Origin of the sequence: Aeromonas tecta (assembly GCF_000820185.1) — a bacterium.
In the GTDB taxonomy this organism is placed as follows: Bacteria; Pseudomonadota; Gammaproteobacteria; order Enterobacterales; family Aeromonadaceae; genus Aeromonas; species Aeromonas tecta.
Window position 1 is genome coordinate 141,815 of sequence record NZ_CDCA01000036.1, and the last position, 20,590, is coordinate 162,404.

18 protein-coding genes and 9 tRNA genes are annotated in these 20,590 nt (G+C 59.6%); 17 read left to right on the forward strand and 10 right to left on the reverse strand.

Annotated features, from left to right (window positions below; all coding sequences use genetic code 11):
- Positions 1 to 166: 166 nt before the first annotated feature.
- The gene (locus BN1137_RS15590; protein WP_050719482.1) at positions 167 to 346 is read left to right on the forward strand and encodes a DUF3545 family protein; all 180 of its coding nucleotides are present in this window, start codon (positions 167 to 169) and stop codon (positions 344 to 346) included.
- A 109-nt stretch (positions 347 to 455) separates the two neighbouring features.
- Here BN1137_RS15590 and BN1137_RS15595 read toward each other — a convergent pair whose 3' ends face one another.
- Both BN1137_RS15595 and ung read right to left on the reverse strand, forming a co-directional pair.
- Positions 456 to 1,004 (reverse strand): hemerythrin domain-containing protein, encoded by a 549-nt coding sequence (locus tag BN1137_RS15595; protein WP_050719483.1) that lies wholly within the window; start codon positions 1,002 to 1,004, stop codon positions 456 to 458.
- A gap of 210 nt (positions 1,005 to 1,214) precedes the next feature.
- Entirely contained in the window at positions 1,215 to 1,883 is a 669-nt protein-coding gene (gene ung / locus BN1137_RS15600) for a uracil-DNA glycosylase (RefSeq protein ID WP_050719484.1), read from the reverse strand.
- Positions 1,884 to 2,517: 634 nt separating this feature from the next.
- Between ung and grcA the strand changes: the two genes are divergently transcribed.
- The gene (gene grcA, locus BN1137_RS15605) at positions 2,518 to 2,898 is read left to right on the forward strand and encodes an autonomous glycyl radical cofactor GrcA (protein ID WP_050719485.1); all 381 of its coding nucleotides are present in this window, start codon (positions 2,518 to 2,520) and stop codon (positions 2,896 to 2,898) included.
- Between the two features lie 100 nt (positions 2,899 to 2,998).
- Here grcA and BN1137_RS15610 read toward each other — a convergent pair whose 3' ends face one another.
- From BN1137_RS15610 to hemA, 7 genes are all read right to left on the reverse strand, one after another.
- Positions 2,999 to 4,282 (reverse strand): dicarboxylate/amino acid:cation symporter, encoded by a 1,284-nt coding sequence (locus BN1137_RS15610; protein WP_050719486.1) that lies wholly within the window; start codon positions 4,280 to 4,282, stop codon positions 2,999 to 3,001.
- A gap of 301 nt (positions 4,283 to 4,583) precedes the next feature.
- Positions 4,584 to 5,438 carry a 3-deoxy-8-phosphooctulonate synthase gene (gene kdsA / locus BN1137_RS15615; protein ID WP_050719487.1) on the reverse strand — a complete coding sequence of 285 codons (855 nt, stop codon included), beginning with the start codon at positions 5,436 to 5,438 and terminating at the stop codon, positions 4,584 to 4,586.
- A gap of 169 nt (positions 5,439 to 5,607) precedes the next feature.
- A complete protein-coding gene (locus tag BN1137_RS15620) occupies positions 5,608 to 6,408 on the reverse strand; it encodes a SirB1 family protein (protein WP_050719488.1) in 801 nt (266 codons plus the stop codon).
- Between the two features lie 11 nt (positions 6,409 to 6,419).
- Entirely contained in the window at positions 6,420 to 6,803 is a 384-nt protein-coding gene (locus BN1137_RS15625) for a SirB2 family protein (RefSeq protein ID WP_050719489.1), read from the reverse strand.
- A 43-nt stretch (positions 6,804 to 6,846) separates the two neighbouring features.
- Positions 6,847 to 7,683 carry a peptide chain release factor N(5)-glutamine methyltransferase gene (gene prmC, locus BN1137_RS15630; protein ID WP_050719490.1) on the reverse strand — a complete coding sequence of 279 codons (837 nt, stop codon included), beginning with the start codon at positions 7,681 to 7,683 and terminating at the stop codon, positions 6,847 to 6,849.
- Positions 7,684 to 7,738: 55 nt separating this feature from the next.
- On the reverse strand, positions 7,739 to 8,827 hold the full coding sequence (gene prfA / locus BN1137_RS15635) for a peptide chain release factor 1 (RefSeq protein WP_050719491.1): 1,089 nt from the start codon (positions 8,825 to 8,827) through the stop codon (positions 7,739 to 7,741).
- Positions 8,828 to 8,878: 51 nt separating this feature from the next.
- Complete coding sequence (gene hemA / locus BN1137_RS15640) at positions 8,879 to 10,138, reverse strand: glutamyl-tRNA reductase (RefSeq protein ID WP_050719492.1); 1,260 nt, start codon at positions 10,136 to 10,138, stop codon at positions 8,879 to 8,881.
- Positions 10,139 to 10,263: 125 nt separating this feature from the next.
- Here hemA and lolB point away from each other — a divergent pair, with 125 nt between their 5' ends.
- From lolB to BN1137_RS15715, 15 genes are all read left to right on the forward strand, one after another.
- A complete protein-coding gene (lolB, locus tag BN1137_RS15645; RefSeq protein ID WP_050719493.1) occupies positions 10,264 to 10,842 on the forward strand; it encodes a lipoprotein insertase outer membrane protein LolB in 579 nt (192 codons plus the stop codon).
- A gap of 26 nt (positions 10,843 to 10,868) precedes the next feature.
- Entirely contained in the window at positions 10,869 to 11,756 is an 888-nt protein-coding gene (gene ispE, locus BN1137_RS22070) for a 4-(cytidine 5'-diphospho)-2-C-methyl-D-erythritol kinase (protein ID WP_083443473.1), read from the forward strand.
- Positions 11,736 to 11,810, forward strand: a tRNA-Gln gene (locus tag BN1137_RS15655). The genes ispE and BN1137_RS15655 overlap by 21 nt, the downstream gene beginning before the upstream one ends.
- A 276-nt stretch (positions 11,811 to 12,086) precedes the next feature.
- Positions 12,087 to 13,034 (forward strand): ribose-phosphate pyrophosphokinase, encoded by a 948-nt coding sequence (locus BN1137_RS15660; protein ID WP_050719495.1) that lies wholly within the window; start codon positions 12,087 to 12,089, stop codon positions 13,032 to 13,034.
- 93 nt (positions 13,035 to 13,127) lie between these two features.
- Entirely contained in the window at positions 13,128 to 15,134 is a 2,007-nt protein-coding gene (locus tag BN1137_RS15665) for a bifunctional metallophosphatase/5'-nucleotidase (protein ID WP_050719496.1), read from the forward strand.
- 192 nt (positions 15,135 to 15,326) lie between these two features.
- Positions 15,327 to 15,923 (forward strand): aminoacyl-tRNA hydrolase, encoded by a 597-nt coding sequence (gene pth / locus BN1137_RS15670; RefSeq protein WP_050719497.1) that lies wholly within the window; start codon positions 15,327 to 15,329, stop codon positions 15,921 to 15,923.
- Between the two features lie 91 nt (positions 15,924 to 16,014).
- Positions 16,015 to 17,106 carry a redox-regulated ATPase YchF gene (gene ychF / locus BN1137_RS15675; protein WP_050719498.1) on the forward strand — a complete coding sequence of 364 codons (1,092 nt, stop codon included), beginning with the start codon at positions 16,015 to 16,017 and terminating at the stop codon, positions 17,104 to 17,106.
- A 235-nt stretch (positions 17,107 to 17,341) separates the two neighbouring features.
- Positions 17,342 to 17,418 (forward strand) — tRNA-Met (locus tag BN1137_RS15680).
- Between the two features lie 15 nt (positions 17,419 to 17,433).
- A tRNA-Gln gene (locus tag BN1137_RS15685) sits at positions 17,434 to 17,508 on the forward strand.
- Between the two features lie 151 nt (positions 17,509 to 17,659).
- Positions 17,660 to 17,734: transfer RNA gene (locus tag BN1137_RS15690), tRNA-Gln, on the forward strand.
- Between the two features lie 35 nt (positions 17,735 to 17,769).
- Positions 17,770 to 17,846: transfer RNA gene (locus BN1137_RS15695), tRNA-Met, on the forward strand.
- Between the two features lie 17 nt (positions 17,847 to 17,863).
- Positions 17,864 to 17,938 (forward strand) — tRNA-Gln (locus BN1137_RS15700).
- Positions 17,939 to 18,089: 151 nt separating this feature from the next.
- Positions 18,090 to 18,164, forward strand: a tRNA-Gln gene (locus tag BN1137_RS15705).
- Between the two features lie 35 nt (positions 18,165 to 18,199).
- Positions 18,200 to 18,276, forward strand: a tRNA-Met gene (locus tag BN1137_RS15710).
- An 8-nt stretch (positions 18,277 to 18,284) separates the two neighbouring features.
- Positions 18,285 to 18,368: transfer RNA gene (locus BN1137_RS15715), tRNA-Leu, on the forward strand.
- A 185-nt stretch (positions 18,369 to 18,553) separates the two neighbouring features.
- Here BN1137_RS15715 and BN1137_RS15720 read toward each other — a convergent pair.
- Complete coding sequence (locus BN1137_RS15720; protein ID WP_050719499.1) at positions 18,554 to 20,386, reverse strand: SLC13 family permease; 1,833 nt, start codon at positions 20,384 to 20,386, stop codon at positions 18,554 to 18,556.
- Positions 20,387 to 20,590: the final 204 nt, after the last annotated feature.

Genomic DNA, 20,590 nt, shown 5'->3' on the forward strand with positions numbered 1-20,590 from the left:
CGCCTCTGACAGGCTGCCAGCCCCGATAAAAACCGGACTCCCGCGAGGGCAGTCCGGTTTTTTTATGCGCCCTGCTCAATTGTCACGACTTCGTCACAAAAACGTTTTATTTTCAAATGCGTCGTGTTATACGAATGGTGAAAACCATAAAACCAAGGAGGGCGCCATGGAAATGTTCAGCTTCGATTTTGACGAGGTAGTTGAACTGGGTTCGCGTAGCCGCGGGACATCGGGAAAGAAACGTAAATGGCGTGAGATTGAGGCGTTGAAAGATAAACACCGCCTGCAGAAGGAGCTGCAATCCATCGATATCGCTTACGAAGGCGCGGACGAGCTGGAACTGTAATCAGACAACCGCAATTCCCCCCGCATCGCCTGCAAAAGCGCAGACGAGCTGGAACGATAAAAACAACGCCCCGGACCTGCCGGGGCGTTGTTTTTATGCAGGGTGAGCCTCAGGACGAGAGCGGCAAGGAGAGCTGCCTGGAGAGCGCCTGGAAGTGCTGGCTCACCTCGGCCCCGAACAGGGGATCGGTAATCGCCCGGTTCTGCCAGAGCTGCTCGAGGTGACGCCAGTCGTCCTCGGTCAGGGAGTCGCGCAGCTGGGGGAAGATAGTGCCCTCTTCATAGTTCATGTGCGCCTCCTGCAGCGCGATGAACTGCTCCAGCCGCGCCGTGAACTGATCCAGCGGGATGACCGCATCCAGCAGGATCATCTCCACCATCTCCTTGAGCTCGGTACCTGCCTCCAGCAGGCGGGCATGCTCCTCGTGCAGCCGGCTGGCCACCTCCCCCTCTACCACCCGATATTTCAGGTAGTAGTCATAAATCAGATCTTCCTTGGGATGGTGATACTTGTCGGACACCTCCCGCAGATAGTCCACCACATCCCGGATCAGGAAGTAGCTGATCGGCTGCTCACCGCGAATGGCGACGAGCTTGTATTTCAGCAATTGCAGCAGCTTGGTGATGTTGAGATGGTCCTGACGAAGACTGGATAACATGGGCACTCCTTGGCACGAAATGAAAAGATCCTGCCTCGAGTATACGGTCATTTAATGCGCTAACTTTGCACTCAATCAAATCTGACGCAGACAATGCCCTTCCCCAGCGATCACGCCCCGCCCCTCTTTATCGCCCCCAAAACGCCACAAAAAAACCCGCAGCGAGCCGGTGTCGGCTCGCTGCGGGTTGCTTGGGCAGCTATTTTGGCGTTATTCGCAGACCGAGAGCCAGTCGATGGGCGCCTTGCCCTGCGCCGTCAGCAGGCGGTTGGTCTCGGAGAAGTGACCGCAGCCGATAAAGCCACGGTGGGCGGAGAGCGGGCTCGGATGAGGGGCGCTCAGCACATGGTGGCGCTGCCTGTCGATAAAGCGTCCCTTCTTCTGGGCATGGGCGCCCCACAGCAAGAACACCACCCCCTCGCAGCTCGCGTTGATCTGCTCGATGACCCTGTCGGTGAAGGTCTCCCAGCCCAGATGGGCATGGGAATGCGCCATGCCCGCCTGCACCGTCAGCACGGTGTTGAGCAGCAAGACCCCTTGCTTGGCCCAAGACTCCAGAAAGCCGTGACTCGGGGTAACGAAGCCCGGCAGGTCCCGCAGCATCTCCTTATAGATGTTGACCAGCGAGGGAGGCGTGCGCACCCCTGGCAACACCGAGAAGCAGAGGCCGTGGGCCTGGCCCGGGCCGTGATAGGGATCCTGGCCCAGGATCACCACCTTGACCTGGTCCAGCTCGGTCAGCTTGAAGGCGTTGAATACCTCGGTCGCGGGGGGATAGATCACCTTGCCCGCCTCTCGTTCACTCCTGACGGTCGCCAGGGTGGTCTTGAAATAGTCCTGTTCCTTCTCGGATCCAATCACATCTGTCCAGGTCACCACGCCACTCTCCTCAAAAAATACCCATCTCGCAGCTCGTTGCTCGCGTCACCCGCATGTCGGCGCACTTGCGCCACGCGCGAGGCAATAAGGGGGCCAGAATAGGGGTCAAGGGCAGCGGACGCAACCGTAGCCCGGCCATTGATGCCCTGGCGGAGCCTCTGATGGAGGCTAGTCGGCACGTTTCGCTACGCGATAAACAGATATGTTTAGCCATATCCCATCTCTTTTATCGATAGATCTGACACCCGATCTCGCCTCCATCATTGCCGGATCTGGCCTGCACCATGCTTTTCATCACCTCAACCCCGGATCTCGGAAACAGAAAAACACCCAAAAGATGTAGTTAAATTACTAGATTTAATAAATATAAAATGCATAATTTATATATCTTACGAAATCATAAAAATGAGAGAATTTTGATTAAACTCAATAATTTAATCTATTGAGTTAGCGCCTATTCGCGTATTTTTTGATGTAGATCAATTTTCGTATTATTACCGCCGTGGTATATATGACCCCAACGAAGTAAAGGTGTAAGGCAAGCCCCCTTTAAATCACCCGTTCACCGAGGTGGTTTAAAAACATCAGGGAGATGTCCTTACCATTGAAATCCCTTCCTATGAGGAGTCATACCATGATCAAGGGCATCCAAATCACCCAGTCCGACAACGCCGCTCTGCTGAACTCTTTCTGGCTGCTGGACGAAGAAAAGCAACAGGCTCGTTGCATCTGCGCCAAGGGCGACAGCTTCGCCGCCGATCAAGAAGTCGCACTGTCTGATCTTGGCAAGTTCGAATACCGCGAACTGCCGGTGCAAAGCGAGCCAGTGGTCGAGGGTGGCCAACACCTGAACGTCAACGTGCTGAGCCGCGAGACCCTGGAAGAGGCCATCGCCAATCCGGAAAAGTACCCGCAGCTGACCATCCGTGTCTCCGGCTACGCCGTGCGTTTCAACGCCCTGACCCCAGAGCAGCAGCGTGACGTGATCACCCGCACCTTTACCAAGAGCCTGTAAGTCGCTCTGCGGTAACCTGCATCATGAAAAACGGCCCACTTGGGCCGTTTTTTTATGGCTGATGCACAGCGCTGCCGCGACATCGTCACGGCCCCGCCAGTTATCCCCGTTGATCCACCGTCTGCACCGTGGCCGGCTTGGCGAGCGCCTCCTGCATCTGCTGCTCGTCGAGTTGATCGCAGTAACGTGCCACCACCAGGGTCGCGACCCCGTTGCCGATGAGGTTGGTAAGAGCCCGTGCCTCCGACATGAAGCGATCGATCCCCAGGATCAATGCCAGCCCGGCCAGCGGCAGGTGCCCCACCGCCGAAATGGTGGCTGCCAGCACGATAAAGCCACTCCCCGTGACCCCTGCCGCCCCCTTGGAGGAGATGAGCAACACCACCAGCAGGGTGATCTGATGGAACAGATCCAGCGGCGTATTGGTCGCCTGGGCGATAAACACCGCGGCCATGGTCAGGTAGATGGAGGTGCCATCCAGGTTGAAGGAGTAACCGGTCGGGATAACCAGCCCCACCACGGATTTCTTGCAGCCAAGCGCCTCCATCTTCACCAGCATCCGTGGCAAGACGGATTCGGAAGAGGAAGTGCCCAGCACGATCAGCAGCTCTTCCTTGATATAGGCAATAAAGCGCAAGATGCTGAAACCATTCGCCTTGGCAATGCTGCCGAGTACCAGGAATATAAACAGCAGACAGGTCAGATAGAAACTGGCGATTAATTGGCCGAGCTGAACCAGCGAGCCAATGCCATATTTACCGATGGTGAATGCCATGGCGCCAAATGCCCCGACCGGTGCCAGCCGCATGATCATGTTGATGATGCCGAAAATAACCTGCGAGAAACTGTCGATCATATTGAACACCAGTTTTCCCTTCTCCCCGATATGATGCAGGGAGAAACCAAACAGTATCGCAAATAACAATACCTGCAGGATATTGCCGCTGGCAAAGGCGCCGATCACGCTGCCCGGGATCACGTCCAGCAGGAAGGCGACGATGCCCTGTGACTTGGCCTGCTCGGCATAGGCCGAGATGCTGCTGACATCCAGCGAGGCCGGGTCAACGTTCATGCCGACCCCAGGTTGCAGCAAGTTGACCACGCACAGGCCGATGAGCAGCGCCAGGGTGCTGACCACCTCGAAATAGATCAGGGCAATGGCGCCGGTCTTACCCACCGCCTTCATGCTCTCCATTCCCGCAATGCCGGTCACCACGGTGCAGAAAATAACGGGGGCGATGATCATCTTGATTAATTTTACGAAGCCATCACCCAAGGGTTTCATATCGGCGCCTAGGCTCGGATAGAAGTGCCCCAGTAATACCCCTATGGTGATGGCTAATATCACCTGGAAATAGAGGCTGCTTAATATTTTCTTGTGCATGCTCAACGTCCTGTTAATTAATTGACATGGGCGATGGCAAAAAATCTGTGCAAAGATCCGCAGCGAGATGTTTCACCATCTCACCCGGTTCATGCTATTTCGCCATTCCGACGGCTGCACTTTCACACGTTATAAGAATCAATTTAGCGACATCAATCACACAATATATTTAACATCATTAACACCACGGCAACTGTGATATAGTTGGTCGGTGATTTATTTAAGACCTTAATGAGAATATACGGATATAAAAATGCCCCGCATGGCGGGGCATTGTTCATCTCGGGATCCGGCGTGAGGATCAGGCCGAGGTGTCGAGCGGCTCAAAGCCCTTGATGAGGTCGTCGATGGCCTTCATCTGCTTGAGGAAGCCTTCCAGCTTGTCCAGCGGCAGGGCGCTCGGGCCGTCACAACGGGCCACCTTCGGATCCGGGTGGGATTCGATAAACAGACCGGCCAGGCCAACCGCCATGCCGGCACGGGCCAGCTCGGTGACCTGATCGCGACGACCACCGGAGGCCGCTCCCAGCGGATCGCGGCACTGCAGCGAATGGGTCACGTCGAAGATCACCGGATAACCGCCGGTGCTCTTCTTCATCACCCCAAGACCCAGCATGTCGACCACCAGGTTGTCATAACCGAAGTTGGCGCCGCGCTCGCACAGGATCAGGCGATCGTTGCCGCACTCCTCGAACTTGTCGGTGATGTTCTTCATCTGGCTGGGGCTCAGGAACTGCGGCTTCTTGATGTTGATGACGTTGCCGGTGCGGGCCATAGCCTCCACCAGATCGGTCTGGCGCGCCAGGAAGGCGGGCAGCTGGATCACGTCCACCACCTCGGCCACCGGCTTGGCCTGATGTACCTCGTGCAGATCAGAGATGACCGGCATGCCGAAGGTCGCTTTCAGCTCCTGGAAGATCTTCATCCCCTCTTCCAGACCCGGACCCCGGTAGGAGTGGATGGAGGAGCGGTTGGCCTTGTCCCAGCTCGCCTTGAACACGAACGGGATGCCGAGCTTGGTGGTCACTTCCACGTACTTCTCGCACACCGCCATCGCCATGTCGCGGGATTCCAGTACATTCATGCCACCAAACAACACGAATGGCTTGTCGTTGGCCACGTCGATGTCATTGACCTTGATATTCTTCTGTTCCATCTCGGCATCCTTAAGTGAAGGGGCTTAAATCCCAGTCAGTTCGCTGTGCCCTGGGCACAGCGACCACGATATTCTTCTGTTTCAATTCCCAGCCCCCCTTAAATAAAGGTGCTCTGTGAATCGAAATTAGTTCGCAGCACCTTGAGCACAGCGACTATTCCCAGCCCCCTTAATGGAGGGGCTTGGGGCTTAAATCCAGTGCGGCCAGTTGGGACTTCAGCACATCGGCCACCGGATCGTCCGGGCACTGTTCAATAAAGTATTCAAAGTCGTCGGCGGCGAAGCGGGGGCAGTCGAGCTGCTCGTAGATAAAGCCCCGATCCCGCGTCTCCTGCGGATCACCTGGCTTCATGCGCAGCAGCAACTCGCTGCAACGCAGCGCTTCTGTCATGCGCTCCTCGCGCAGCAGGGCGCCCTTGCTGACGTTCAGCAGCCGCTCGATGATTTCCCACTGGCCGGAGGGTTGCAACTGGTCATCGCTTAAGGTAGCCAGATTGCCGAGGGCACCGCGCAGCAGCAGCTCGATGCGGTGTCGGGTCAACTCATCACCGTTGAAAGGGTCCACATAGACCTCCCCCTCGCTGCCGGCGAAACTCACCAGGAAGTGGCCGGGGAAGCAGATCCCCTCCACATCCAGGCCTATCTTGCGGCCGAGCTGGATGATGAGGATGCCGAGGCTCACCGGAATGCCTTTCCTACGCGCCAGCACCTGGGCCAGATCGCAGTTGGCGCTGGTGAAGTAATCCTGCCAGTCACCGCGAAAGCCCAGGGTCTGGTAGAAACCGGCGAGCAGCTGGCGGCGTACCTCGTCACAGTTGCCTTCGGTAATAGCCTCGTCCAGCCAGGCATCCAGCTGGGTCAGCTCGGCCTCGCCAGCGCCATGGCGGCCCTGGATCTCGTTGCTGACGGAGAGCGCCAGCTCGGCCAGATCATGGGCTTCGAAGTCGGTCCATTCATCCACACGTATCATCGTCGTCATTCCTAACCGAACAGACTGGCCTGCTTTTGCAGCGCGAGTTTGGCGATAAAATAGACCCACCCCAGCACGCCAAGGAAGGCAAACCAGCGGATACCGTTGTTGCGCGCCAGGCGCAGCGCCATCATGGCCAGGAACGCCACCACCAGGATGGCGGTCAGCTTCTCGCTGAGCCAGGGGGCGGCATTGTTGAGCGGATTGAGATCCAGCACCATGCACAGCAGCACACCGGAGAGCACCACCAGGCCATTGAGCCAGCCACTCAGCTGCATGACGCCACGGCTGTAAGCGCGGCCGGCGCCAGTCTGCACCCAGTAAAAGCGCAGTATAAACATCAGCACCGCCGATGCGATCAGCATCAGATGCAGGTGCTTGAGAGCAACATACATAACCTGTCCTTGCACAATAAGGCAGGCCCTAGCCTGCCATCACTCATGGCTGAGCCAGGCACCCCAGGGTCACCCGCTCGTTATCCCCGTAATCGCGCACGGTTTCTACCTGGCGGTAGCCCTGTTGCAGCAGAAGTTGACGCACCATTTCCCCTTGCTCCCAGCCGTGCTCCAGCAACAGCCAGCCGCCGGGCGCCAGGTGCGCCGGTGCCTGCGCGACGATGAGCCGGATATCCGCCAGTCCCTGCTCGTCCGCCACCAGGGCGGAGCGCGGCTCGAAGCGCACGTCGCCCTCTGCCAGATGGGGATCCGCGCCGTCGATATAGGGCGGGTTGGAGACAATCATGTCAAAGCGCGGCGCGTCCGATAGTGGTGCAAACCAGCTGCCGTCACGCACGACTATGGGCAACCCCAGCGCCGCACTGTTGTGGCGCGCCAGCGCGGCCGCCTCCGGCATCCGGTCCACCGCCCACACCTCGGCCTCAGGCCGCTCGGATTTGAGCGCCAGCGCAATGGCGCCGGTACCGGTGCCGAGATCCAGCAGGGTGCAGGGACCGGCAGGCAGCCGCGCCAGCGCCTGCTCCACCAGCACTTCGGTGTCGGGGCGCGGGATCAGGGTCGCCGGGCTCACCTTCAGGGGCAGCGACCAGAACTCCCGCTCACCGACCAGATGGGCGATGGGCTCGCCATCGAGCCTACGGATGAGCCAGCCGTGCAGGGTGGCCTGCTGGGCGGCATCGAGCTCGCGCTCCGGCCAGATCATCAGGTAACTGCGCCGACAGCCCAGCAGATGACACAGCAGCGCATCGGCATCGGCGCGGGGGGATTCCCCCTCGGCCAATACCGTCATGATATGAGCGCGAGCCTGCTGGATCTGCATCAAGCGCACTCCATCGACATCGCTATGATGTGAGTTCGAACCCGGTGGAACTGCATCAGCCGTTATCTGCCAGAGAGGCGAGCTGATCGGCCTGGTATTCCTGCACCAGCGGGGTGATGACGCAGTCCAGATCCCCTTCCAGGATCTCCCCAAGCCGATAGAGGGTCAGGTTGATGCGGTGCTCGGACAGGCGCCCCTGGGGGTAGTTGTAGGTGCGGATACGCTCGGAGCGATCGCCCGACCCCACCAGGTTGCGGCGAGTGCTCTGCTCGGCGGCGCGGTGGCGCTCGTCCTCGGCCGCTTGCAAGCGGGCGGAGAGCACCGACATCGCCTTGGCGCGGTTCTTATGCTGGGAGCGCTCGTCCTGGCACTCCACCACTAGCCCGGTCGGCAGGTGGGTGATGCGGATGGCGGAATCGGTCTTGTTGACGTGCTGACCACCGGCCCCGGAGGCGCGGAAGGTATCTATCTTCAGGTCGTTCGCATTGATCTCGATCTGCTCGGCTTCCGGCACTTCCGGCAGCACGGCCACGGTACAGGCGGAGGTATGCACCCGGCCCTGGGATTCGGTCTCGGGCACCCGCTGCACACGGTGGCCGCCGGATTCGAACTTGAGGCGGCCGTAAACGCGCTCGCCGTCTACCTTGGCGATCACCTCCTTGTAGCCACCGTGCTCGCCGTCGTTGCAGCTGACGATGGAAATGCGCCAGCCCTGGCGTTCGGCATAGCGCGAATACATGCGGAACAGATCGCCGGCAAAAATAGCAGCCTCGTCACCACCGGCCCCGGCCCGGATCTCCAGATAGCAGTTGTTGTCATCCTTGGGATCCCGCGGCAGCAGCATCACCTGCAACGCCTGCTCCTGCTCCTCCAGCGCGGCCTTGACCAGCGGCAACTCCTCCTGCGCCATCTCGCGCAGGTCGGTGTCGGCATCCTCCAGCATCAGCTTGGTGGTCTCCAGATCCTCTTCGGCCTGGCGGAAGCGCTGGAAGGCATGAACGATATCTTCCAGCTGGGCATATTCCCGGGTCAGGGCACGGTATTTGTCCTGATCCGAGGCCACGCCGGGTTCGCCGAGCAGGGCCTGTACTTCTTCGTGGCGCTCGATGAGGCCTTCCAGCTTTCTGATCAATGACGGATTCATAAATCTTGTGTTCTCAATGGAGGAAGGGGCCGCCGGTTGGCCACCCCGGAACTATGACTCTTGTGACAACCCCAGCACCTGACGCAGCTGGGACAGTTTGTGGCTGTCTCCCTGGGCTGCGGCCTGGCGCAAGGCCTGGGTCGGTGCGTGGATCAACTTGTTGGTGAGGCGATGGGCCATGGCCTTGAGGGCCTGTTCGGCATCTTCGCCCTGCGCCAGGGCCAGCAAGGCGCGCTGCAGCTCTTCGTCGGCCACCTGTTGGGATTGGTGGCGATAATCGCGAATGAGATCGACCGAATGCTGGCTGCGATACCAGCCCATGAACTCATCGCGCTCTTCCTGCACGATGAGCTCGGCTTCGGCAGCGGCCTTCTTGCGGGTCTCGAGGTTCTGCTCGATGATGCCCTGCAAGTCGTCCACCGTGTAGAGATAGGCATCGGACAGCTCGTCCACCTCGGCCTCGATGTCCCGCGGCACCGCGATGTCCACCAGGAACATGGGCTTGCTGCGACGAGCCTTGAGGGCACGCTCCACCATGCCCTTGCCGATGATGGGTAGCGGGCTCGCGGTGGAGCTGATGACGATGTCCGCCTCGTGCAGATAATCCGGGATCTCCTCCAGGGTCATCACCTGGGCACCGAACTCCTCGGCCAGCAACTGGGCTCGCTGCAGGGTGCGGTTCGCCACCATCATGCGGGTGACGTTCTGTTCGCGCAGGTGGCGCGCCACCAGTTCGATGGTCTCGCCGGCGCCGACCAGCAGCACCTTGGTCTGGGAGAGATCGGAGAAGATGCGGCGGGCGAGGCTCACCGCGGCGAAGGCCACCGACACCGCACTGGCGCCGATCTCGGTGTCGGTGCGCACCCGTTTCGCCACCGAGAAGGATTTCTGGAACAGTCGCTCGAGCGATCCCTTCACCGCCTCGGATTGCTGGGCATGGGCGTAGGACTGCTTGATCTGCCCCAGGATCTGCGGCTCCCCCAACACCAGGGAGTCGAGGCCACAGGCGACCCGCATCAGGTGGCGCACCGCCTCTTCGTCTCTATGCTGGTAGATGGCAGAGACCACCTCGGCCGCATCCAGGCCATGGAAACGTTGCAACCAGTGCAGTACCTGCTCCCCTTCCCCCTGCTCCAGGCTGCAGTACAGCTCGGTACGGTTGCAGGTGGAGACGATCACCGCCTCGCTGACACCGGGCTGCGTCACCAGCTCACGCAAGGCGCGATCGATGCAGTCCGGGCCAAAGGCGACCCGTTCCCGCAAGGCGACACTGGCGGTGTTGTGGTTAATTCCGAGGGCAAGCAGACTCATGAGTGGGTGGCGATCGTTTCATGCACAGGGTGTAAAGGCTGCCAATTGTACGAGAAAGGGTAAGTCTTTAAAAGCGATACGGCCGCCCCTTATACTGTGGCAAATCTCATATTCGGAGCACGACCTTGTTCTTGCGTATTTTCTCCCTCATCGGCCTGCTGTTGCTGGCCGGCTGTACCACCACCTCGCCCCAGCGGGATCAGGTCAACTGGCAACAGGAACGTGCCCGTCTCGAGCAACTCACCCACTGGCAGTTGTCGGGCAAGATGGCCATCATCACCGCCCAGCAGAAGGGCAGTGCCCGCCTCAACTGGCAGCAAGATGGCGATGACTATCGTCTCAATCTCAGCAGCATCATTGGCACTCACATCCTGGAGCTCTCCCGCAACAAGGGCGAGGTGACCTTGATCGACAACGACGGCAAGCTGCACCAGAGCCAGGACGCCGAGGCGCTGATCTATCAACTCACCGGTTGGAACATTCCGGTGCAGGGACTGCCCGAATGGATCAAGGGGCTGCCGGGCCGGGCCGAGTTCGAGCTCAATCCCGACGCCAGCCTGGCCAGCGTGCGAGACGGCCAGTGGCAGATTGTCTATGGCGACTACCGGGATCAGGCGGGCTATCGCTTGCCCCACCTGCTGACCATGACCGGCCAGGGCAGCCGTCTCAAGCTGCAGATCAACCAATGGACCCTGGCTCCCTGATGGCCGCCGCTGACAAGCCGTCGCCGATGAGCGCGATCCGCTGGCCCGCTCCGGCCAAGTTGAACCTGTTTTTGCACATCAATGGCCGTCGCCCAGACGGTTATCACGAGCTGCAGACCCTGTTTATCTTCCTCAACCACGGCGACTGGCTGGAATTTAAGCCCCTCGACGATACCGACCTGCTCACCCTGAGCCCCGCCATCCCCGGCGTACCCGATGAGCAGAATCTGATCATCCGCGCCGCTCGCCTGTTGCAAGCCAGGTTGCCCAGCCCGCAAGGGGCCCACATCAAGCTGGAGAAGATCTTGCCCATGGGCGGCGGCATCGGCGGCGGCTCCTCGGACGCGGCCACCACCCTGGTAGCGCTCAATCATCTCTGGCAGGCAGGACTCAGCCAGGACGAGTTGGCCCAGCTTGGCGTGCAACTCGGCGCCGACGTGCCGGTGTTTGTGCGCGGGCGCGCCGCCTTTGCGGAAGGAGTCGGTGAGAAGCTGCAACCGGTCGAGCTGCCGAGTGCCTGGTATCTGGTACTCAAGCCCGATTGCCATGTGGCAACCGCCGCCGTATTCCAGGATCCTGACCTGCCCAGAGCCACTCCCAAGCTGACACTGCCCGATCTGCTGGATAAAAAGTGGCTGCTGGAGGCAGAGTGGAAAAACGATTGCGAATTGCTGGTGAAAAAGCGCCACCCCGAGGTTGCCAATGCGCTCGGCTGGTTGCTAGAATACGCGCCGTCAAGAATGACGGGCACTGGAGCCTGCGTCTTTGCTCAATTTGAAGACGAAGTGGCTGCTCGGAAGGTGTTGGCAGAAGTGCCGAAAGGCTGGGATGGGTTTGTCGCCAAGGGCGAGAACATATCACCACTCTTCGTCACTTTGCAACAAGTCAGTGATTGGGGTATCGCCAAGCGGTAAGGCAGCGGGTTTTGATCTCGCCATTCCTAGGTTCGAATCCTAGTACCCCAGCCATTCTCTTGGTGATTGAGATGGGCATATCGATGACGAGTCCGGGAGCGGTGAACAGAGTCATCTCGTTCATATGTCCGGGTCCACGCCAGATCCCCATCGCAATACACCGCAGACGGGTCAATGCTTATGCTGCGCCCTGCCGACTTGTGACATCGCCTGCCCGGTGGCAACCTAGGGTGGCCCGACCCGTCAACGCGACAAATCGTTTGCCCAAAGACGATACGAGTCTTGAGTCAGACTCTCCACATACTGGATGCAACCCCGAGGTTTCAAACCGTGCCTGACATGAAGCTGTTTGCTGGTAACGCAACGCCGGAACTAGCCCAGAAGATCGCAGATCGCCTGTTTATCAAACTCGGCAATGCTGCCGTAGGTCGCTTTAGCGACGGCGAGATCAGCGTACAGATCAATGAGAATGTACGTGGTGGCGATATCTTCATCATTCAATCCACCTGTGCCCCGACCAACGACAATTTGATGGAATTGATCGTCATGGTGGATGCACTGCGTCGTGCTTCAGCTGGCCGTATTACTGCCGTTATCCCCTACTTTGGTTATGCCCGTCAGGACCGCCGCGTCCGCTCCGCCCGTGTACCCATCACCGCCAAGGTTGTCGCCGACTTCCTCTCCAGCGTGGGTGTGGATCGCGTGCTGACCGTTGACCTGCATGCCGAGCAGATCCAGGGCTTCTTCGACGTCCCGGTAGACAACGTGTTCGGTAGCCCGGTGCTGCTGGAAGACATGCTGTCCAAGAACCTCGAATCCCCCGTGGTTGTATCGCCGGACATCGGCGGCGTGGTGCGTGCCCGTGCCATCGCCAAGCTGCTGGACGACACCGACATCGCCATCATCGACAAGCGTCGTCCCCGTCCGAACGTCTCCCAGGTCATGCACCTGATCGGTGACGTGGCCGGCCGCGATTGCGTCATCGTCGATGACATGATCGACACCGGTGGCACCCTGTGCAAGGCCGCAGAAGCCTTGAAAGAGCGCGGCGCCAAGCGCGTGTTCGCCTATGCGACTCACCCTGTCTTCTCCGGCACCGCCGTGGAAAACATCAAGAACTCGGTCATCGATGAGCTGATCATCACCGACTCCATCCCGCTCAGCGCGGAGATGAAAGCCATCGGCAAGGTCAAGCAACTGACCCTGTCCACCGTGCTGGCCGAAGCCATCCGTCGCATCAGCAACGAAGAGTCCATCTCTGCCATGTTTGAGCATTGATCACTCCCGTTGTAACAAAAACCGCCAATTGGCGGTTTTTGTTTTTCTAGCCTAGTTCGGCATTGCCCTGCCCCGGCAGGTTAAGGATTTACCATGAAGTGCTTGCGTCCCCTGCTGCTCCTCCCTCTCTGTTATCTGCTGTCAGCCTGTCTGCCCAGCACAGACAGTGCGCCCTTCACCCTGACCCTGGCGCACATGAACGACACCCACTCCCAGTTCGATCCGGTCAACGCCGAGCTGAAGGGAGCCATCTTTGGCAAGGAGAGTACGGATACCCTCTATACCCGCTTCGGTGGTTATCCCCGCCTGCTGACCATGGCGAAATCCTACCATGCGGAGGCGCTTGCCAAAAATCAGCCGCTGCTGTTGTTGCACGGCGGTGATGCCTGGCAGGGCAGCGGCTACTTCAAGCTCAACGAGGGGATGGCCAACGCCGAGCTGCTCAGCCAGTTCGGTTTCGATGCCATGGCCCTTGGCAACCACGAATTCGATCTCGACAATCACAAGCTGGCCCGCTTCATCGAGGGGGTGAACTTCCCGGTGCTGGCCGCCAACCTAGAGGTCGGTGCCGACCCGGATCTGAGCCAGGCCCGCAACCTCAAGCCGTTCGTCATCTATGCCTTCGATGGCAACCACAAGAGCCCGGTCCCCGACCTTGCCCATCTGCCCCAAGGCAAACAGCTGGTCGCCGTCATGGGGCTGGTGCTGGAAGACATGGCCAACATCTCCCCCAATGTCGGCAAGTTGCGCTTTCGCAAGGAGGTCGAGGCGGCCCAGGCCACGGTCGATCTGCTGCAAGCCAAGGGGATCAACCACATCATCGCCCTGACCCACATCGGTAACGCGCGGGATCTGGCGCTGGCGGCCGAGGTGAACGGGTTGGATGCCATCGTCGGCGGCCACTCCCACAGCCTGCTCGGCGACTTCAGCAACATCGGCTGGGGCAAGACCGGCGAATATGCGGCGCTTGTCACCAACCCGGACGGGGTCGGCCTGACCTGCGTGGTACAAGCCGGCTCCTACGCCCAGGCCATCGGCCTCGCCCGGGTTAGCTTCGACGCCCAGGGCCGGGTCATCGGCTGCAAGGGCCAGAACCGGCTGCTGGCCAGCCGCGACTTCTTCGCCGATCCTGCCCGCCAGCAAGCACTGGACAAGAGCCGTACCCAGCAGGCCGGCAAGTTTGTCGATGCCCAGTCCAATCTGGTGACGGTGGATGAAGATCCGCGCCTGCGAGGCATCATCGACAGCCACTACAAACCGGCGCTGGAGCAGGCCTTCGGCCCCGTCATCGCCACCCTGCCGGCGGCGCTGCACAATGCTCGTCGCCCTGGCGACAACGGCAGTGATAGCCACGGCTCCCAGGTCGCCCCTCTGGTGGCCGAGGGCCAGTACCATTGGGCCAATACCCCGGCGGTGCAGGCCCTGACCGGTGGCCCGGTCGATTTCGCTCTGCTGGCGGTGGGCGGCGTGCGCGCCGATCTGCCCGCCGGCGAGCTGCGTGAAGGGGATGCCGCCCTCACCCTGCTGCCGTTCAAGAACCAGCTCAGCGTACTGACCCTGACCGGCACCGATGTGCGCGCCCTGCTGACCGAGACCATCACCGCTACCCTGCCCGCCAGCGCCCATGCCGGCAAGTTCCCCTACGGCGGCCATCTACGCTACACCTTCACCGAAACCCTGGCAGGCAAGCAGGGCACCCTGAGCCAGCTGCAGTGGCAGACGAGCGACGGGCAATGGCTGGATCTGGTGGATAACCAGCGCTACCGGGTGGTGATGAATGCCTACAGTGCCAATGGCAACGATGGCTGGCAGGCGTTGGCCCGCGCCCAGGCGCAGCACGCCGAGCGGCAGGATCTCGCCTGGGTGGATGACAAGCTGACCGCCTTCCCGGTGCAGCAGGTGGTGCAACGGGGCGATCAATTGCTTGCCCGTTATGCCGAAGGACACCAGCTGGACTGCAAGGCCGAGGCCGTCAACTGCGGCACGGACGCGGCCTCCTTCGTGCAATATGTGCAAGCGCAGCGCCCTGACGTAGCGGGGCAGCCCCCCGTCCTGACCGCCCTGAGCGAACCCAGCGTCACCCTGCTGCGAGCTAAATAGCCCCCTTCGCCACGACAGCATGCAAAACGGGCCCTGACAGGGCCCGTTTTGGCTGACGTTGGCCACCTGATACACGGTTATTCCCCGCAGTTGCCGAGCTTTGGTTGAGTGATCGCCAGTCGGCGGCTAGAATATGCGTCCCATTGCCCTGGGCCATCTGCCCACGGCAACTAGCGAGTGAAGACATCAAGCGTGACAACTCAAATCAAACTGATTGTCGGGCTGGGTAATCCCGGCCCCGAATATGCCAAGACCCGCCACAATGCGGGCGCCTGGTATGTGGAGCAACTGGCCCGCTGGCACAATGTCAGCCTGCGCGAAGAACCCAAGTTCTTCGGCCACACCGCCCGCATGCTGGTGGAGGGGCAGGATGTTCGGCTGCTCATCCCGAACACTTTTATGAACCTCTCCGGCAAGGCCGTGGCGGCGCTGGCCCGGTTTTACCAGATAGCGCCGGAAGAGATGCTGGTGGCCCATGACGAACTGGACCTGCCCCCCGGCATCGCCAAGTTCAAACAGGGCGGTGGTCACGGTGGTCACAATGGCCTCAAAGACATCATCGCCAGGATGGGCAATAACAATAACTTCTTCCGGCTGCGGCTGGGGATAGGTCACCCCGGCGCCAAGGAGCTGGTGGCCGGCTTCGTGCTGACCAAGGCGCCCAGCAGTGAACAGAGCCTGATCGAGGCCGCATTGGATGAATCCCTGCGCGCCACCGACATCCTGTTCAAGCAAGACATGACCAAAGCCATGAACCGCTTGCACAGCTTCAAGGCCGAGAAAGTCTGAATACAGAGTCCTGGCAAGCGTCAGGGTCACACAATATGACAGGGCTGCCCGCGCGGCCCCTCACAGCATCCATCAAGTAAGGTAACAATCCATGGGTTTTAAATGCGGTATCGTGGGCCTGCCCAATGTAGGCAAATCCACCCTGTTCAATGCGCTGACCAAGGCTGGCATCGAAGCCGCCAACTTCCCGTTCTGCACCATTGAGCCGAACACGGGTGTGGTCCCCATGCCGGATCCGCGTCTCGACCAGCTGGCGGCCATCATCAATCCGCAGCGCGTGGTGCCGACCACCATGGAATTCGTGGACATCGCCGGTCTGGTGGCGGGTGCCTCCAAGGGTGAGGGTCTGGGTAACCAGTTCCTGGCCAACATCCGCGAAACCGAGGCCATCGGCCACGTGGTGCGCTGCTTCGAAGATGACAACATCATCCACGTGGCAGGCAAGGTCTCCCCGGCCGACGACATCGAGGTGATCAACACCGAGCTGGCACTGTCGGATCTGGACGCCTGCGAGCGCGCCATCCACCGCCAATCCAAGCGCGCCAAGGGCGGCGACAAGGATGCCAAGCTGGAAGTGGAAACCCTGGAGAAGATCCGGGTAGTGCTGGAAGACGGCCAGATGATCCGTGGCATGAAGCTGGATAAAGAGGAGCTGGCCGCCGTTGCCCACCTCAACTTCCTGACCTTGAAGCCCACCATGTACATCGCCAACGTGGCGGAAGACGGTTTTGACAACAACCCCTTCCTCGACAAGGTGCGTGAAATCGCTGCCGCCGAGAACGCCGTGGTGGTTGTGGTCTGCTGCGCCATCGAGGCGGACATCGCCGAGCTGGACGACGCCGACCGCGCCGAGTTCATGGCAGACCTTGGCATCGAGGAGCCGGGCCTGAACCGGGTGATCCGTTCCGGTTACGAGCTGCTGAACCTGCAGACCTACTTCACCGCCGGGGTGAAGGAAGTGCGCGCCTGGACCATACCAGTCGGCGCCACCGCCCCGCAAGCGGCAGGCAAGATCCACACCGACTTTGAAAAAGGCTTTATTCGCGCCCAGACCATCGCCTTCGACGACTTTATCACCTACAAGGGTGAGCAAGGCGCCAAGGAAGCGGGCAAGATGCGCGCCGAAGGGAAAGACTACATCGTCAAAGATGGCGATATCATGAACTTCTTGTTCAACGTCTAACCCCATGAGAGGCCAGCATTTGCTGGCCTCTTTGCTCTGTGCCCCTGTTGCAATTCTGCTGGCAAATGTCGCAAAAAAAACCAGATTGTTGGGCTTTTGTGCAACAGCGTCCAATAACTCGCCAAACGCACCCAAATTCGGTTTTTCTGGCAAAAAAAGGGTTGACGCCCCAGAGCCAGATACGCATAATTCCGGCCGCACAGTGACGAGGCAACGACTTACTGGAAGCAAGGTTGGCTATGTAGCTCAGTTGGTTAGAGCATCGCACTCATAATGCGAGGGTCACAGGTTCGAATCCCGTCATAGCCACCATTCAAGTTGTTCAGTTGGGGTATCGCCAAGCGGTAAGGCAGCGGGTTTTGATCTCGCCATCCCTAGGTTCGAATCCTAGTACCCCAGCCATTATTTTTAGTTATCGATGTTCATCCGTCGGTAGCATGCTGAGGAACGCATTGAGAGGTTTTGATCTCATCAATGTGCCCAGGTAAAAATCCTGGTGCCCCGGCAATTTTTGAAGTTTTTTGCCTGTCGCAAGGCAGTTGAAAGACATTGTTGGGGTATCGCCAAGCGGTAAGGCAGCGGGTTTTGATCTCGCCATCCCTAGGTTCGAATCCTAGTACCCCAGCCATTTTACCTTGTAAGCGACCTTGTCGAATACAAGACGGCTATGTAGCTCAGTTGGTTAGAGCATCGCACTCATAATGCGAGGGTCACAGGTTCGAATCCCGTCATAGCCACCATTTAGTAGTTGTTCAGTTGGGGTATCGCCAAGCGGTAAGGCAGCGGGTTTTGATCTCGCCATCCCTAGGTTCGAATCCTAGTACCCCAGCCATTATTTTTAGTTATCGATGTTCATCTATCGATAGCACGCTGAGGAACGCATTGAGGGGTTTTTAACTCGCCAATGTGACCAGGTAAAACCCTGGTACTTCAGCTATTTTTGAAGGTTTTTTACCTGTCGCAAGGCAGTTGAAAGACACTGTTGGGGTATCGCCAAGCGGTAAGGCAGCGGGTTTTGATCTCGCCATCCCTAGGTTCGAATCCTAGTACCCCAGCCATTTTGCCTTGTAAACGACCTTGTCGAATACAAGATGGCTATGTAGCTCAGTTGGTTAGAGCATCGCACTCATAATGCGAGGGTCACAGGTTCGAATCCCGTCATAGCCACCATTAATATTGCGGAAGTGGCGAAATTGGTAGACGCACCAGATTTAGGTTCTGGCGCCCTAGGCGTGAGAGTTCGAGTCTCTCCTTCCGCACCATTAATAGCAGTACCAAACAAACCAGCTTAGGCTGGTTTTTTTGTACCTGAATTTTGCCACTCCTCTGATTGCTATCCCCGTCTCTTCTACCCGAGTGTCTTCCTGCCGAGGCGATACCGTATTTCCCAACCTGATGAATACCAACAAAAAAGCGGCCCGCAGGCCGCTTGTCGCTTTCTCTCTGGTCAGAACGGGAAGAACCAGGGGATGGCGATGACGCTCACCACCAGTACTAGCAGGGTAAAGGGCACGCCAATGCGCATAAAGTCCACGAACTTGTAGTTGCCGGGGCCCAGCACCAGGGTGTTGACCGGTGACGAGACCGGCGTCATAAAGGCCGCAGAAGCCGCGATGGCGATGGTCATGGCAAACGGATAGGGCGATATCCCCATCTGCTGCGCCGTGCCAAGCGCAATCGGCGCCATCAGCACTGCAGTGGCGGTGTTGGAGATAAAGAGCCCGATCACCGCGCACAGCACGAACAGGCTGGCCAGCATGACTCTGGGGCCCATGTCCCCCACCGCGGCAATCAGACCGCCGACGATGAGATCCACCCCGCCGGTCTTTTGCAGCGCCAGGGCGAAGGGCAGCATGCCGACGATCAGGATCAGGGTCGGCCAGTGAATGGACTTGTAGGCGCTCTCCATGTCGATGCAGCGAAACTTGCCCATCAGCAGGCAGGCGATAAGCGCCGCGATGACGTTGGGCACCGGGTCGGTCACCATCAGGACAATCATGACGCCGAGGCAGATCAGGGCATGGATGGCCTGACTGCGGGCCGGCGCCATCTCATCCACTTCTGCCGGCAACCCAAGCAGCAGAAAATCTCGCACTTTTGCCTGTAATTGGCGAATAAGACTCCAGTTGCCCACCACCAGCAGGCAATCACCCATCTGCAACGGCTCATCCACCAGCTTGCCGGTCAACGCCTCGCCACCGCGCCGCAGCCCCACCACGCTCAGGCCGTAGTGGGAGCGAAACGCCACCTCGCGGATGCTCTTGCCGAGCAGGCGGGATTCGGGAATGAGCGACACCTCGGCCATCCCAACCTCCCGCGCCTGATCGGAGAAGTACTCCCCGCGCAAAATCATGGGCTCGAGCCGCGCCTCGCTGCAGAACTCGCGCACATCCACCTCGGGATCGGACATGTCGATGAGCAGCACGTCTTTCGCCTGGAACTCGGTGACACCGGAGACGGTCACCATCACCCGCCGAAACTTGCGCCAACGCTCCACCCCGATGACGTTGGCGCCGTAACGGGCGCGCAGCTGCAACTCGTCCAGGGTCTGACCGATGAGGGGCGAATCGGGGCGGATCGCCAGTCGGCGGGCACGACCGGCCAGCCGGTAATCGCGGATGAGGTCGCGCATGGTGCTGCGCCCCGTCTGCTTGCCTTTGCCTTCTTCTCCTTCGCGCACCAGGGAGCCCCGCATCAGCAGCATATAGAGGATCCCGAGCCCCAAAATCAGCACCCCCATGGGCGTGAAACTGAAGAAACCGAACCCCTGAATGCCATGGCGCATCAGTTCGCTGTTGACCACCATGTTGGGGGGCGTCGCCACCAGCGTCATCATGCCGCTGATGAGGCCGGCAAACCCGAGCGGCATCATCAGCCGTCCGGCCGGGATCCCCATCCGGTTCGCGACGCTCAGCACCACCGGGATGAAGATGGCCACCACCCCGGTGCTGCTCATCACCGCCCCCAGGGTCGCCACTGCCACCATCAGCAGCACCAGCATGCGGGTCTCGCTGCTGCCCGCGACCTTGACCAGCGCGTCCCCCACCTGATAGGCGATGCCGGTGCGCACCAGTCCCTCCCCCACCACGAACAGGGCGGCAATCAGGATGACGTTTGGATCGCTGAAGCCCGCCAGTGCCTCCGGCAACGTCAGGGTGCCGCTCAGCACGAACAGGATGACAATCCCCAAGGCCACCACGTCCATGCGCACCTTGTTGGTAATAAACAGATAGATGGCACCCACCAGCATGCAGAGGACCCAGATCAACTCGGAATTCACACTCGCTCCTTTCGTTTGTCGCGCCCCAAGTGCAGGGGGACACCTTCTCCATCAGACCACAGCTTGCGCCGCCCCGATTTGTTACATGTCAATAAAGGGGGGCTCCATCATCGCACATCCGAGCCCGCATGAGGCCTGCGAAAAAGCGCAGCACAAACGGCGCGGCCACAGTGTCATTCTTTGATGCCGCGCGGGCCATGGCGG

Bases quoted from the DNA above. Each gene is read 5' to 3' on its own strand.
- BN1137_RS15590 (WP_050719482.1), top strand. From the start codon at position 167: ATGGAAATGTTCAGCTTCGATTTTGACGAGGTAGTTGAACTGGGTTCG.
- BN1137_RS15595 (WP_050719483.1), bottom strand. From the start codon at position 1,004: ATGTTATCCAGTCTTCGTCAGGACCATCTCAACATCACCAAGCTGCTG.
- grcA (WP_050719485.1), top strand. From the start codon at position 2,518: ATGATCAAGGGCATCCAAATCACCCAGTCCGACAACGCCGCTCTGCTG.
- BN1137_RS15610 (WP_050719486.1), bottom strand. From the start codon at position 4,282: ATGCACAAGAAAATATTAAGCAGCCTCTATTTCCAGGTGATATTAGCC.
- kdsA (WP_050719487.1), bottom strand. From the start codon at position 5,438: ATGGAACAGAAGAATATCAAGGTCAATGACATCGACGTGGCCAACGAC.
- BN1137_RS15620 (WP_050719488.1), bottom strand. From the start codon at position 6,408: ATGATACGTGTGGATGAATGGACCGACTTCGAAGCCCATGATCTGGCC.
- BN1137_RS15625 (WP_050719489.1), bottom strand. From the start codon at position 6,803: ATGTATGTTGCTCTCAAGCACCTGCATCTGATGCTGATCGCATCGGCG.
- prmC (WP_050719490.1), bottom strand. From the start codon at position 7,683: ATGCAGATCCAGCAGGCTCGCGCTCATATCATGACGGTATTGGCCGAG.
- prfA (WP_050719491.1), bottom strand. From the start codon at position 8,827: ATGAATCCGTCATTGATCAGAAAGCTGGAAGGCCTCATCGAGCGCCAC.
- hemA (WP_050719492.1), bottom strand. From the start codon at position 10,138: ATGAGTCTGCTTGCCCTCGGAATTAACCACAACACCGCCAGTGTCGCC.
- ispE (WP_083443473.1), top strand. From the start codon at position 10,869: ATGAGCGCGATCCGCTGGCCCGCTCCGGCCAAGTTGAACCTGTTTTTG.
- BN1137_RS15665 (WP_050719496.1), top strand. From the start codon at position 13,128: ATGAAGTGCTTGCGTCCCCTGCTGCTCCTCCCTCTCTGTTATCTGCTG.
- ychF (WP_050719498.1), top strand. From the start codon at position 16,015: ATGGGTTTTAAATGCGGTATCGTGGGCCTGCCCAATGTAGGCAAATCC.